Genomic DNA, 13834 nt, shown 5'->3' with positions numbered 1-13834 from the left:
TCCTCGTCGGCTACTTCTGCGCGCGCTCAGGGGTGGCGATGATGAATTCCACGCGGCGGTTGGCCACGCGGCCGCTTTCCGTCAGGTTGGAGCGGATGGGCTGGTCGGGACCCAGGCCCTTCGTCTCCAGGCGCGAGGCCTGCACGCCCTTGCTCACCAGATAGGCCTTCACCGCCTCGGCGCGAGCCAGCGACAGCTTGCGATTGGCCGCCGCGTTGCCACGGTTGTCCGTGTGCCCCTCGATGATGACGTGCCCGAACTCCGGGTGCTGGCCGAGGATGCTGGACACCTGATCCAACAGCGCGAAGGAGCTCGGCTGGATGACGGCCTTGCGGTTGGCGAAGGCCACCTGCTCCTTGAGCTCGAGCTTGCCGGACTGAAGGGCCACGAGCTGCGGCTGCCGCGCCGGGCAGCCCTGGTTGGTGGCCACTCCCGCCTCGGCGGGGCAGTTGTCCAGGGCATCCGCCACGCCGTCCTGGTCCCTGTCCCCATTCGCGTTCGCGTTCGCGTTCGCGCGCTTCACCGGGCAGCCCTGGCTCGAGGCCGGACCTGGCTCCTTCGGACACCCATCCACGCTGTCCGCGACCCCATCCTTGTCCGCGTCCGCGTCCACGAGCCGCACCGGGCAGCCCAGGCTTGAGGCCGGACCCGGCTCCTTCGGGCAGTCATCGCCCGTGTCCGCGATGCCATCCTGGTCCGTGTCCTTCACCGGCGCCGGGCAGCCCAGGCTCGAGGGGGGCCCCGGCTTCGTGGGGCACTTGTCGTACTCGTCCGCGATGCCGTCCCGGTCCTCGTCCTTCACCGGGCAGCCCTGGCGCGAGGCCGGACCCGCTTCCGTGGGGCACTTGTCCCGCGCGTCACCCACCCCGTCCCCATCCGCATCCGGACCCACCGGCGCGGAGGCCGCCGAGCGGTCGCGGCCCCCCACGGCCACGCCGAACAGCACGCGGAAGGCCGGCGTGCCCGGGGCGGAACCGAACCCCGGACCGCCCAGCGCATAGGCCTCGGCGGACGAGCCCACCGGCAGGCGCAGGCCCGCCAGCACCTCCACGGCGCCCGACTCACGGGCGGCGAGCGGCACGGAGCCCCGCACGTTCAACTCACCGCGCAGGCCCTCGCCCCGGGTGGACACCGCCGCGCCCAGGCGCAGCTCGTTGCCCACCTCGTCCTGCACCTTCGTCCCATCTCCGAGGATGACCGCGGGGCGCACCAGCACCCCCGCCTCCAAGCCCGCGCGCAGCCAGCCCAGCTCACGGCCCAGCATCACCTTGGGGGCGAGCCGCACGGCGCCATCGCGCGAGAGCGCCTCCGCGCTGCCCAGGGGCAGGCCCGCGCCCAGCTCGAGCGCGAGGTCCACCGGCGCCTGGCGCTGTTGCGCGAGCAGGCCCAGCCGGACGTGGAGCAGGGGCGTGCCCAGGCCCGCGCTCGCGGGCGCCGGGACACCTCGGGCCGAGAGATCATCTCCCCGCTGCCAGACCACCAGGGGCACCTGCGCGCCCAGCTCCAACCAGCGCGTGGGCGCCCACGCCGCCAGCAGGTGCCCGGTCACGCGATCTCCCACCACCGCCCCCAGCCGCTCTCCCTCGCGGTAGAGCGACAGCGGGTTGCTCTCATAATGACCCGCCACCGACAGGCGCGCGCTGCCCTCGGGCAACAACTCGCCGGTGCCCAGCACCAGGGAGCCTCGCGCACTGGGATTCAGCTCCAGCCGCTCCAGCTCGAAGGAGGCCAGCCCCGCCGGTTGCGCGAACACGGCCGGGGAGGACAACAGGGAGGCGGCGACGCACAGGCGTCCAGCGACCGTCGACCACTTCGACGGGCCTCCCTCCCACTTCGTCCCCGGGGGGGAGGACGGTTTGGTGTGGCTCATGATTTCTCCGTGATGGGGTCTCAACGGGTCTCGTCCCAATCGAACCCCGCCATGGCACTGCGTTCCAGTTTTGGAGCAGGAGAGGAAAAACGCCTGGGCGCTGGAACGGCGGGCATTCCAACCACTCAGGCAACGGGGGCCATCCCAGGCCCTCTCCCAGGCGTCCGCCAGCCGGCCCAGCAAGGGGGCGCCCTTGGGAAGCCAGACGCCCGGGAAGGGGCCATCCGTTCCCACCTGCTCATGCATCCGTGAATGCCACCGTCCTACTCCGGGCGAGTAGTCAGGGCAAAAGAATCGTTGCCAGGACGTCATCTGGTGCGCACCCTGGGCGCCGATGAAAGTCCTGGGGCGAATCGGGTACGGTCTGGCGCTCGGGCTGTTCGGGTGCGGGCTGAACCTGGCGGCCCTCGAGGTGCTCCCCGGGGTGCATCTGCTGCTCGGGCCCCTGCTGGTGCTCATCACCGCGGTGCTGTTCGGTCCGGTGAGTGGAGGCATCGCGGGGGCCGTGGCGGGTCTGGCGACCCTGCGGCTGTGGCACCACCCGTGGGGCACGCTCAACCTGGCGCTGGAGGGGCTCTTCGTGGGCGCGCTGCGTCGGCGCCTCACGCCCCTGGTGGCCGATGCCCTCTACTGGCTGATGAGCCCGCTGTACTTCTTCCTCACCTACTACCTGGTGGAGGGCATCCCGGCCGAGGGCGTGCTGGTGGCGGGGGTGAAGCAGGCGGTGAACGGGCTCCTGGCGGCGCTGGTGCTCCAGGTGCTGCTGCTCATTCCCCGCGTGCGTCGGCGCCTCCGGCCGCTCTTGCCGCCGCCGCTGGCGGAGGTCTCCATCGGCCGGACCTTCAGCTCCGCGCTCACGCTGGGGGCGGTGGTGCCCCTGTTGGTGCTGGGCGGGGCCGAGGGCCGCGAGCGCTATGACTCGCAATTGCGCCAGGTGGAGGAGGAGAACCTGCACGCCGCCCGGGTGGTGGCCAACGAGGTGGAAAGCAGCATCGGGCACGTGCGGCATGGAGTGGGACAGCTCGCGCGCACGCTGTCCCAGGGGCTCACCGCCGGGGGCCAACTGCCCGGCCAGCACTTCCTCGAGGGCGAGCTGGACGCGCTCGTCACCTACTCGCCCGAGGTGCACCAGGCCTATGTGGGCAATCCCGAGGGCCTGTCGATCGCCTACTCCCCACGCCACGACCTGTCGGGCCGCCCGCTGGCCGGCTCGGACTACTCCGACCGCGCCTATGTGCGGCTCGTGCAGCAGGCGCGCGGGCCCATCGTGAGCGATGTGCTGAGCGGACGCAGTCACAGCCCCGGACCACTCGTGGTGGCGGTGGCCCCCATCCGCCAGGACGAGCGCTACGCGGGCTACGTGCTGGCGGCGATGGACCTGCCGAGGTTGCGCCAGCACGCGCACGCCCAGGTGCAGAACAGCGATCGGCGCATCCGCGTCACCGATGCGCGCGGCAGCGTGGTCTTCGACTCGGCCACCACGGGGCTCGAGCCCCTGCGCACCATCACCGGCACCGCCCTGGCGCGCGCGCTGGAGGAGGTGACCAGCGGCGGCACGGGCACCTATTCGACCGAGGCGGAGGGCTTGCCGATGTTGCGCGTGGGGCAGCTGCACCACTTCGGCATGGTGACGGTGCCCTCGCTGGGCTGGCGCGTGGTGGTGGAGCAGCCCGGCACCCGGCTGCAGCGCGAGGTGGAACGGGCCTACTTCAGCCTGCTGGGCACCATGGTGCTGGCCATCGGGGCCGCGGTGCTGCTGGCGCTCGTCTTCACGCGAACCATCGTCTCGCCGGTGCAAGCCGTGTCCGACGCGGCGGCCCGGCAGGTGGCCGGAGAGCGCATGGCGCGCGCCTCCGAGGCCGCCCAGGACGCCCCCCGCGAGCTCAGCCAGCTCGCGGAGACGTTCGATCGCATGACCGGGCAACTGTCGCGGCAGATGGAGGCCATCGAGCGCACCAGCCGGGAGAAGGACGCCTTCCTGTCCATCGCCTCGCACGAGCTGAAGACGCCGCTCACGGCGCTCAAGGCGCACGTGCAGCTCTTGCGGCGCAAGCTGGGCAGCGAGCACGGCGAGCGCCTGGACAACGTGAGCCGGCAGGTGGACCGGGTGACGCGCCTGGTGAACCAGCTCCTGGATGCCTCGCAGCTCGGCCTGGAGCAGCTACCCCTGCAGCGCACGCGCCTGGACCTGAGCGAGGTGGTGCGGCGGGTGGCCGAGGAGCTCGTGGCCGCCTCGCCCCTGCACACGCTCGCCTTCACCGCGCAGCCGCTCCTGGGCGACTTCGACGAGCTGCGCCTGGAGCAGGTGGTGCACAACCTCATGTCCAACGCCATCAAGTACAACCCCACGGGGGGAGTCATCGAGGTGGAGCTCCAGGAGGTGGCGGGCTGTGAGGCGGAGCTGCGCGTGAGCGACCGGGGCATCGGCCTGCGCGTGGAGGACGAGGAGCAGCTCTTCGGCCGCTTCGAGCGCGGGGACAGGCGCGAGCTGACGGGCATCTCGGGCATCGGCGTGGGGCTGTACGTGTCGCGGGAGATCGTCCGCCGGCATGGCGGCCGCATCTCGCTGCGCTCACGCGAGGGAGGCGGCGCGGTGGCCACGGTACGGCTGCCCCTGGCGCCCGTCGAGCAGCGCTCCGCCGCGCCCGCCTCCTAGAGCGCGCGCTCAGCCCAGCACGCCCAGCGCGTGCGCGAGGCGCCACGCCACCACCAGCAGGTGCGCATCCATCCCGTCATCCAACCGGGAGATGAGCGTCTCCAGCGGGAGCCAGCGCAGGCGGGAGTCACACGCCGCGTCGGCTTCGATCTCCACGGCGAAGGGCCAGGCCAGCTCCGGGGTGACCCCGGGCGTCGTGTGGTAGGGGCCACCCAGCTCCCACGCGCGGCGCACCGTCACGGAGAACTCCTCGCGCAGGCGCTCGGCCGCGAAGGCGGGCACCTGGGACAGATGGGAGAGCGTGCGCGGCAACCGCCAGGCCGGCGCCACCGCGAGCCCCGCGCCGCCCGTGAAGTGCTGCACCGCCGGCAGCTCGCGGTGCTCCAGACCCACCCGGAAGCCCTCGCGCGTGCGCACCACCGGCAGCGCCACCGCCGTGTTGCGGCTCGCCCCCGCCGGCACGAGGTACTCGCGGGGCACGCTCGCGAGCACGCGCCCCTGGGCGTCCCGCTCGGTGAAGGTGCCCGTGCGCGGAGACAGGTAGCCCGTGGCCCCATCGTCGTGCGCGGAGAAGACGGCGCGGCGCTCGGGGGTGAGCGCGTCCGGCGCCTCCCGAGGCCCGTGGGGCTGCTCGGTGAGCGCGAGCGGGGCGCCGATCCACGGCCCCGGGGAAGCGCCCAGCCGGCGCAGGAGCCGGTGGATGTTGATCTCCAGGCGCGCGTCCACCATGCCGCCCACGTGGCAGGCGCGCAGCACCTGGCGCGCGTCCAGCTCGCGCACCGAGCCCGCGCTCGTGAACGGGCCGTAGTCGAGCGCGGGCGGCACATCCGACGGGAGCACCTCCACCAGGTACGCGGAGACGCGCTCGTTCACCCCGCCGGGCGAGGTGAAGTAGCGCACCGGCTCGCTCACGTGGAGGACATGGCCCTCGCCCAGCCCGGCGCGCTCGCGCAGGATGCGGGCGATGGCCTGGGGCGCGGCCTCCCCCCCGAGGGTGATGGCGGCGAGGGGCTCGGTGACATAGCCCGAGAGCGCCGCGCCACCGAGGTTGGGATGGTCCGCGCACGCGTTGACGATGGGCCGCGGAAAGCCCTTCTTGGCGAGCACGAACACCTGGCCGTCCAGCCGGAACCAGGGCAGCACGTCCAGCGTGCGCCCCGGCCGCTCCACCAGCTCGAACACCTCGCGGGACGCCTCGTGGCGCCAGGTGCTCAACGACAGGAAGCGCGGCGTGGTGAGCGGCTCGGAGCGCTCCTCGCGCAGCTCCACGCCCGCGCCCGGCGGCACCTTCTCGCCCACGATGAGGTAGTTGGTGGGGGGAAACGGCAGGGGCCGCCCGTCCACGCCCGACAGGTGGAAGCGCCCCTCGTAGCGGTGGGCGAGGATCCACGGGTTGCGGATGGGCATGGAGCTGAGGATGCGCAGCCCGCGCGCGCGGAAGGCGGCCTCGAAGTCCGCCTGGGAGAAGTAGGTGTACTCCTCGAGCAGCTCCACGTCCCAGTCGGCGCGGTAGTCCTTGCGGAGGATGAACTCGTTGGCGGCGCGCAGGGCGAGCCGGTAGCGCGCATGGCCCGCGTGGGGCGAGGCGAGGCGCGTGTAGGGCACCGGCCCCGAGCGGTTGACGCTACAGCGGAAGTCGCGCGCGAAGCGCTCGAAGAGCGCGGCGGTGGACAGGCCGGGAACGTCGCCGTCGGCGGCGCCATCCGTGGTGGGCAGATCGAGCCAGACCTCGGCGGGGCCCTCGGGGATGACGAAGTCGCGGATGATGATGACGCCGCCGGTGCGTAGCGCGCGCACCTGGTTGTCCAGACACGTCTCCAGCCGGGCGAGGGAGAAGTCATTGAAGCTGGTGACGTGGTGGAGCACCGACGAGTCGAGCACGCCATCGAGGGACTCGGGCGGGAAGACGGGGTCGGCGATGTCCCCGGCCACGAAGCGCAGGTTGGGGCGCTGGTAGGAGGCCTGGGCCATGTCCACGGACACGGGGTTGATGTCCACGCCCACCAATTCCAAACCATTGTAGAGACAGGCCAGATCGTAGGTGCCCCGGCCCGAACCACTGCCCATATCGGCCACCCGGCCGCGCGTGGGGAAGTGCGCGGTGGTGAGGGCCACCTTCTGCTGCATGGAGGCATCCATGCCCGCGAAGTAGGTGGCGTAGTGGTCCGCATCGCCCCGGTGCTGGGCGGCGTAGAGCTCGGCGGTGTGCTTCGGCTGTGCCATACGGGGCGGGAGTCTAGCAGCGTGGGCTCGGTCCGACGAAACAGGCCCCTTCTCGAGCAGCTTCCCATGGCGCGGCGCCATGAGAGCGCGCCATGCACGACGTCAGACCTTCTGGGTCTTATGCCCCTGTCCATACGTATCAGGGGGTCCCATGTCTTTATTGAAACAAGTCTCCGCGCTGCTGCTCATGGCGGCACTGGGGGGCTGCGGATCGACGAACGAATCCGTCCACCCCGATGCCAACTCCGAGGTGTACGACGTCGAAGCCGATGAGTCCGCCGAGGATCTCTACTTCGAACTGATGCGCCTCCATTCGGCCGGACTGCTGCCACCAGGACGCATGGAGTCCCTCCTGCGCGCCCTGGACGAGGTCGATTCCCGCCATGAAGAAGGGAGCGATGAACACCGCCAGCAACAGCGCGTCGTCCTTGCCTCCTTCTTGCGCCGCGCGCTACGTGAGTTGCGTCACGGAGAAGACGCCGCTGTGGTGGAGGCATGGCACGAAGGCCGTGCCTACGCACGAAAACTGAACCATGCCGGAGTGCACGAAGCGGAGCGCTACGCCGAGAACACCCTCCAGATCGCCGGCATGATGGGGGTGCCCACCAGCAAGGAGGATCTCGTCCTCATGGTGGGTATTCCCGTGGGCGGCTACGTGGTGGTGAAGGCAGGGGGCATGCTGATCCAACGCGCCGCCTTCCTGATGCGCAAGCTCCGCTCGGTGGACGACGTGGTGGAGCACGCGAAGGTGTTGAAACTCCACATGAGTTATGCCGCCAACGAAACCGAACTGCGGCAGGTGGCGGGAGACGTGGCAGCGGATGCCGTGCTCCGAACAAAAGTTCATGTCGGTACCCATCAGGAGAAGCGGCTCCCGGGCAAGGAGAACGCCTGGAACCCCTCCGACCGTGATGATAACTGCAAGGCATGTGTCGCAACCGTCATCCGCAACAGCCTGGAGGGTTACTTCAAATATACGGCTGACGAGATGGAGCAACTCTTTGGTTACACTGGTCGTGAGAGTCGATTGAGCGTGGAAAAATCCTTGAAGTACATCGAGAACGCCACTGGACTGACGGCGGCTCCCACCCCCGTGTCCATGCTGGGAGGAGCACCCGTGAGCCACTACGCCGTCTTCACCTGATGGATTGATGGCAGCTACAATCACGTCGTCTATGGCCGGGTCACGCCAACGGGCCGCGTCGTCATCTTCGATCCTCAGACCATGGAGCACATGACCTATCAACAAATGCAGAAGCGATATGGCAACAGGGCAAGGCCGTATCGGTTGGAGGTAACGAAATGAGCGACGAGCAATTCTTCTGCGAATACTGCGGCTACAACTCCGGCAACAGGGAGCGATGCACCCACTGCGGGCGGGAAATCGCCCACCTGTTCGAGAATCCTCCCCAGTTCACCATTCCCCGCACGGGAAGGATAACGCTCCGCCTCCATGACAGAACTGACTCCGAAAATACCTGGAAGGAACTGGCCGAGGTCTGGCGAGAGAAGGTAGAGGATACGAGGCCCCACAAGCCAAGTCAGCTGGAGAATTTCAACACGAGCGCGGACACGGTGGAGTTGTACGGACTCAGCTACATGGTCAGCCTCATGCAAGAAGCCATGGGCGCACGCGGCTCCGTTGAATTCCAAGAACTCCCCCATGAGCAGATGCCTCACCGTCCAAAGTATCAACTTCCTCGTCCTCCCACCGTCCCTCGGAACAAGCGCTGACCCCCATGCCGACCCAGCCCATCAGGCTATTGCTCGTGGCGCTGCTCCTGCCCCTGTCCGCCTGCAAGAAGTCACCCTCCCAAGATGTGTCCGCCCCGCCGTTCACGGACTGCCAGGAAGACCTTGGCTGCTTCATCGCTCGGGCGCGCGCGTGCGCTCCAGCGTCCGTCCTGCGCCGGGAGCAGGTGGAGATATCCGGCAGCCAGGTGCACACGGTGACACGCCTCGAGGTGGTCGGCCGTGTCCGGGGCCGCTGCCACCTGCGACACACCCGGATGGAGCCACCACCGCCGCCCCTCCGTGAGCAGAAGGATCCCTTCGCCTGGAACGCGGAGCCCCAGGAGGAGGACAGCCCCGAGCAGAAAGCCCTCGACGAGCGCAGCCCACCCCGACTGCAATGCCTCTACCGTGAGACCCAGGCCACCGAGGCCATGCAACGGCTCGTGGAGGGGCACCCCACTCCCGAGGATCTCGAGCCATGCTACCCCGGTGACGGTCGCTGCGGCCCGGTCCCCTTGCTCATGCCCGGCTGCGTGCTGGGCGACTGCTTGCTGGGACGTTGGACCTACACCTGCGAGTCACGCGGAGGCAGGGACATCTTCCAATGTGAGGGGACACGATTGTCGGACACGAGCCCTCCCGAGGTGGTCTGTTCCTCGTGGTGCGGCGCGGATGGCAAGGAACAGGTGGATTGCCGCAAGAGAGACCCAGCCAAGCGTCCCACCTCTCCTTTCGACATGTCCCGTTAGAGCCCCCCTGGAAGACTCCCACCGGGCGTCAGGGGTCATGTTACACTGGCCCACTCTGGAGGTCAGGTGCATGGAGCGGGCAGCGCGAGGGGAGGGGCCACCGGGCGTGGGCGAGGTCGTGGATGGCTACCGGCTGGAGCGTCGGCTGGGAGAGGGCGGCCAGGGCACCGTGTTCCGCGCCCGCCGGGACGGACAACTCCATGCCCTCAAGTTCCTCCCCCTGCGAAACGAGGACCGGGCGTGGCGCGAGCTGGAGGTGCGGCTGCGGCTGCGGCGCATGCAAGAGGTAGGGGTGTCCGCGTGCGGGCCGTGGCCCTCGGCGCGGCCCCACTATCTCTACCTCGTCATGCCCTACGTACATGGCCGTCCCCTCCCCGACTGGGCAAGTGAGCACAACCCCACGGCGAGGCAGACCGCGCGCGTGGTGGCGGACGTGGCGCGGCAGCTCGTGCGGGTGCACCGGGCCGGCGTGGTGCACCGGGACATCAAGGGCGACAACGTGCTCGTGCGGCACGAGGACGGGTGCGCGGTGCTGGTGGACTTCGGCGTGGGCACGTACCGGGGCGCGCTCGACATCACCCACCCCCTGGCCATGCCCGGCACGCCCCACTACCGAAGCCCCGAGACGCTGCACTTCCGGCGCGAACACCTCGGCGAGCACTCTCCCGGGCGGCCCTCGGATGACCTCTGGGCGCTGGGGGTGGTGCTCTACTGGCTGCTCACGGGCGTCTACCCCTTCGACACGGACGTGCCCGACGAGGGAGCACTCGCCAACGTCATCCTTCAACACCACCCCGAGCCCCCGCATGTGCTCAACCCGCGCGTGCCCCGCGCGCTCAGCGAGCTGTGCCTGCGCATGCTGGAGAAGTCGCTCGCCGCGCGCCCCCAGAGCGCCCAGGCCGTGGGAGAAGAGGTGGAAGCGTTGCTCGCGAGCGCGGACGGCACCTGGGACGTGGCGCTGTGTGAAGAGTGGGAGGAGAGCGACGCCACCACTTCCCGGGAGGCGTGGCTCGACTGGGGCGAGTTGCGCGAGCGGGCATGGCGGCTCGCGCGCCAGGCCCTGCGGCGCCCCGTGCGCGGCAGGGCCCTCCCTCCCGAGGAAGCATCCACGGCCGCTGCGCCCCCCACCTTCGCGTCCCGACGGACCCGTCTCTGGTCCGGGACCCTGGCCACCTTCGTCCTCGGGGGCTCGCTGTGCATGTCGCCCCCGGTCTCGGGCCTCGTCCCACGAGGGGTTGCTCGCTCCGGCCAGGAAGTGGCGGCTCCTCACGAGCCACCTGAAGGTGGACGTGGCGCAGCGCCCGAGTGGTGGGCGGCAATCCCTGTGCCCGTCGCCAGCGCGACGCCCTGGAAGGACAGCACGCGCGTGAGCACTTCGACTCCATCTCCCGTTCAATCCCCAGCGCCCTCCTCTTCCCAGACACCGGTGTTCGGCAAACTGGCGTGGGCCTGCACCACGGCCGCCGCCCTGGCCCAGGCGTCCTGCGCCGGCCCGAGCCAGGAGCTGCGGCGCTTCTACGCCGAGCCGCCCCCCGCCGAGTGCCCCGAGGGCGCGGTGGAGACCATGAAGAAGCTGGGCATGTTCGATGTCCGGGTCGAGCCCACCGCGGAGTTCCCCAATCCAGGGTTGAAGAACGCCGAGGTCCGCCCCGGCCCCGTGACGGTCATCAGCCTCATGGACTGGGGAGAACTCCCGTCCCAGAGCACCCGCTTCACGGGAGAGCTGTTCTTCGGAGAGACCCTTGTCCACGGACGATTCACCCAGGCGCACACCGCGGATGGGCACACCTATCCCATCTGCGCGGAGCTCTGGCTCGGCTACATGCGCAAGGGCCTCGTCAAGGAGAAGGGCAGCACCCGGGACACCGCCCTCGTTCGAGCGTGGCCCACGCTGCGGGCCGTGAAGCGATTCGAGTAGACGAACAGCGCGGCCAACGTCAGAAGTCTCTGGTACCCTGACCACTCCGGAGGTCTGACACATGTCGCCGTCCCTTCCGACCACGCTCTTGTCGCTTCACCTCCTCGCGGGTGCACCCGGCGCGGCCGGAGCCTTCCCAGGACAGGCCGCGCCGACAGACGAGCGCCACATCGAGCTGACAGCAGACAGAGCGGGACAACACTGGGAGGTTCGGATCAGCCCCAATCAAGCCTCCAACCTGATGTTCAACGCGCCTCTGCGCAGAGGGAGCGTCACCGTCCAGGAGCGCGAACTCTTCCAGTCGGTGATGGTGGATGAAAGCGCTGGGTTGATCACCCTTCTTCCCACCGCGATGGCGCCGCCGGGCAAGACAGTGATGTTGGTGGTGGGCTTCGCGGACAACAACGTCCCGGAGAACACCACCTTCCGGCTGGTGGTGCGCACCGATCAGGTGGAGCGACAAGTCCGAGTCGACCGGAAACCACGCTCGGCCGCCTTCTTCCAGGAGGAAGCAAGACAGGCACGCGAGCGCGCCGAGCACTGCGAGGTGGCGCTTGCACGACAACCGGCACGAAAATGCCAGGAAGACCTCGTGGGCCTGTTCGGTGCCGGGCTCGTGAAGAAGGGGATTGGCATCCGCTCGCTGGACTTCTTTTCCGACTTCCCCCAGTCGCCCGCGGACAGCCTCTTCGTGAAGGAAGCCTACAGCTACCAGGCCATCGGCCGGGTCGCGGTGGAATTGTGGATGGTTGAATCCCACCAACAGCCCTGGCGGGTGAAATCGGCCGAGCTGGTCACCGAGGAAGGTCACGCGTTGCGAGTGCTCCGCACCTGGCAGTCGCCGGGCGTGCTCCGCCCGGGACAGCTGCGACAGCTCGTGGTGGAGGCAGAGGCCCCCGAGCCCCAATCCCGAGGGCCATACCTGCTGCGGCTGACGGAGTCGGAAGGAACCCGGACTCTCACCGTGCGCGGCGTGACGTTTCCTTGAACACACCCATGCCGCCACGGCCGATGCGAGTGCTGAACGGACTGGCGTGAGAACACGGCCAGTGGAGGAGACCTGAGACCCATGAATGAAGTCGACCTGAGCGAGGTGCTGGGTTGGGAGACGGAGCGGATTCGCCGGGATGCGGCAGCCGTCGCGCGGTTGGTGCACGCCTGACAAGCCCTGTCCGGGAGCGTAACCATGCGACGCACACGAAAAGAGCGCGGGCTGGCTCGCGGGCAGGAAAAGGACCAACTCCTCGTGAAGCTGCTGAAGGCCGACGCCCCATACGAGGGGATCAAGCGCGCATTGCTGGAGCTGGAGAAACGGTGGTTGCGCGAGGCGAAGACCGAGGTCGAGCATCAGCTGACCCGGCGCGGCATCGCGGAGGAGCTCGTCTCCCAGGCGTATGCGTTCGACATGCCGTGGGAGGAATTCGGCCAGTGGCTTCGTCGTATCCAGCGGCTCGGCTTCTCCAACCTCGCGCTGCGCGTCCATATCGCCTGCCTCTACGTGCAATCCCTCCACCTCTTCCCCCGCCGGGCCCGAGAAGCATGGGACATGCTGGAGGACGCGGAACGGAGGGTCCTGCGCCTTCGCAAGGAGCGCTTCCTCCGGAAGGAGAGCCTGAACGCCATTGCCCACGCGAAAAAGGTGGCCACGGTGAGCAGGCCCGCCTCCCGATGAAGGGGAGCAAGGAACCGAGCCAGGAGGAAGCGCCATGACCGCCTCCACAGCAGGAGCTTCGTTTCCGGGAGGTCGTGCGCCCCTCGAGTCACAGCACCCTTCGCCTCATCATCTACGACGAGAAGGACATTCCTCCCGTCAGGCAGTTACTCGAGGAACTGGGCTGCGATATCGAGCGAAGCCACATCCCGGGGCTGATCTCCGTGGACGTTCCCCCCTCTGTCCCCCTGGCGGTATTGAAGAGGCACTTGGACGAAGGCGAAGCCCAGGAGCGATGGGGCTACGAAGAAGCCTGTCTCGCTCCATGAAAGAAGTTCGTACTACGCTCCCCGCGTTCCAAGTGCGGGGAGGAAGCAGATGGCCGAGCAATCACGGGCGACGAAGATGCTGGAAGGCGCGCTCGACTGGGTGAAGCGACTGCCGTCGACGATGTCGGCGGACGTGGCGGTGGACGTGGGGCGCAAGCGGGTGCGCCTGACCCACGCCCGCGTCGAGGCCCTCACCCGCCAGGTGCTCCAGCAGGTGAAGCACCTGGAGCTGACCGCGTGGAGCTCCGGCCCCGCGCTGTACGACGTGCGGCTCTCCATCAAGGGCTGGCGCCTGCGGGTGGAGACCACCCTGGAGCGCGTGGAGCTGGCCTCGGGGCGCTACAAGGTGCGGCTGCGCACGCCCGGCAAGGTGGAGATGGAGGAGACCGCCGCCGCGTCCGCGCTCCTCATGGGCGTGATGCGCACCGGCGCCGGACAGGCCGCCCTGCGCGCCCTCGCGGACAAGCTGCTCCCCCCGGGCCTGCGCTGGGACGGCCAGGTGCTGGACATCGAGGGCAGCCTCCCGAGCGAGGGCGTGGTGTCCGCGCGCCTCTTCGAGTCCTCCTCCCTGGCCATGTCCGCCGAACATGCCCCGGAAGGGCTGTGGTTGTCGGCCGAGGCCTGGCCCGGACTGATGGATCTGCTCCAGGCCGTGTTCACCACGGACCTTCCCCGCAGGGCCCCAGGCACCTGACCCGCGGCGC

The 13834-nt window shown here is 69.2% G+C and carries 10 protein-coding genes and 1 pseudogene; 9 read left to right on the top strand and 2 right to left on the bottom strand.

The window, feature by feature from the left end:
• Nucleotides 1-10 precede the first annotated feature (10 nt).
• The gene (locus tag F0U63_RS04400; protein ID WP_395844012.1) at nt 11-1870 is read right to left on the bottom strand and encodes an OmpA family protein; all 1860 of its coding nucleotides are present in this window, start codon (nt 1868-1870) and stop codon (nt 11-13) included.
• A gap of 334 nt (nt 1871-2204) precedes the next feature.
• Between F0U63_RS04400 and F0U63_RS04395 the strand changes: the two genes are divergently transcribed.
• Nucleotides 2205-4526: an ATP-binding protein gene (locus tag F0U63_RS04395; protein ID WP_395844010.1), complete on the top strand. Its 2322-nt coding sequence runs from the start codon at nt 2205-2207 to the stop codon at nt 4524-4526.
• Nucleotides 4527-4535: 9 nt separating this feature from the next.
• Here F0U63_RS04395 and F0U63_RS04390 read toward each other — a convergent pair whose 3' ends face one another.
• On the bottom strand, nt 4536-6749 hold the full coding sequence (locus tag F0U63_RS04390; protein WP_395844008.1) for a methyltransferase domain-containing protein: 2214 nt from the start codon (nt 6747-6749) through the stop codon (nt 4536-4538).
• Between the two features lie 151 nt (nt 6750-6900).
• On the opposite strand from F0U63_RS04390, the gene F0U63_RS04385 reads away from it, so the two are divergent.
• From F0U63_RS04385 to F0U63_RS04350, 8 genes and pseudogenes are all read left to right on the top strand, one after another.
• Nucleotides 6901-7893, top strand: coding sequence for a hypothetical protein (locus F0U63_RS04385; RefSeq protein ID WP_395844006.1), 993 nt, complete (start codon nt 6901-6903; stop codon nt 7891-7893).
• A gap of 158 nt (nt 7894-8051) precedes the next feature.
• Nucleotides 8052-8483, top strand: a complete 432-nt coding sequence (locus F0U63_RS04380) for a hypothetical protein (RefSeq protein WP_395844004.1) — start codon at nt 8052-8054, stop codon at nt 8481-8483.
• Between the two features lie 5 nt (nt 8484-8488).
• Complete coding sequence (locus tag F0U63_RS04375; protein WP_395844002.1) at nt 8489-9232, top strand: hypothetical protein; 744 nt, start codon at nt 8489-8491, stop codon at nt 9230-9232.
• 70 nt (nt 9233-9302) lie between these two features.
• Entirely contained in the window at nt 9303-11150 is a 1848-nt protein-coding gene (locus F0U63_RS04370) for a serine/threonine protein kinase (protein ID WP_395844000.1), read from the top strand.
• A gap of 61 nt (nt 11151-11211) precedes the next feature.
• Nucleotides 11212-12138 carry a DUF2381 family protein gene (locus tag F0U63_RS04365; protein ID WP_395843998.1) on the top strand — a complete coding sequence of 309 codons (927 nt, stop codon included), beginning with the start codon at nt 11212-11214 and terminating at the stop codon, nt 12136-12138.
• Between the two features lie 258 nt (nt 12139-12396).
• Nucleotides 12397-12822: a hypothetical protein gene (locus F0U63_RS04360; protein ID WP_395843996.1), complete on the top strand. Its 426-nt coding sequence runs from the start codon at nt 12397-12399 to the stop codon at nt 12820-12822.
• A gap of 62 nt (nt 12823-12884) precedes the next feature.
• Nucleotides 12885-13130: pseudogene (locus F0U63_RS04355) on the top strand (DUF4265 domain-containing protein); the annotation flags it as partial.
• 49 nt (nt 13131-13179) lie between these two features.
• Nucleotides 13180-13824, top strand: a complete 645-nt coding sequence (locus F0U63_RS04350) for a hypothetical protein (RefSeq protein WP_395843994.1) — start codon at nt 13180-13182, stop codon at nt 13822-13824.
• Nucleotides 13825-13834 lie beyond the last annotated feature (10 nt).

It is taken from the genome of Cystobacter fuscus, from assembly GCF_044360685.1.
GTDB lineage: Bacteria > Myxococcota > Myxococcia > Myxococcales > Myxococcaceae > Cystobacter > Cystobacter fuscus_C.
Note: the sequence above shows the minus strand (reverse complement) of the source record. Positions and strands in the feature narration are given on the sequence as shown.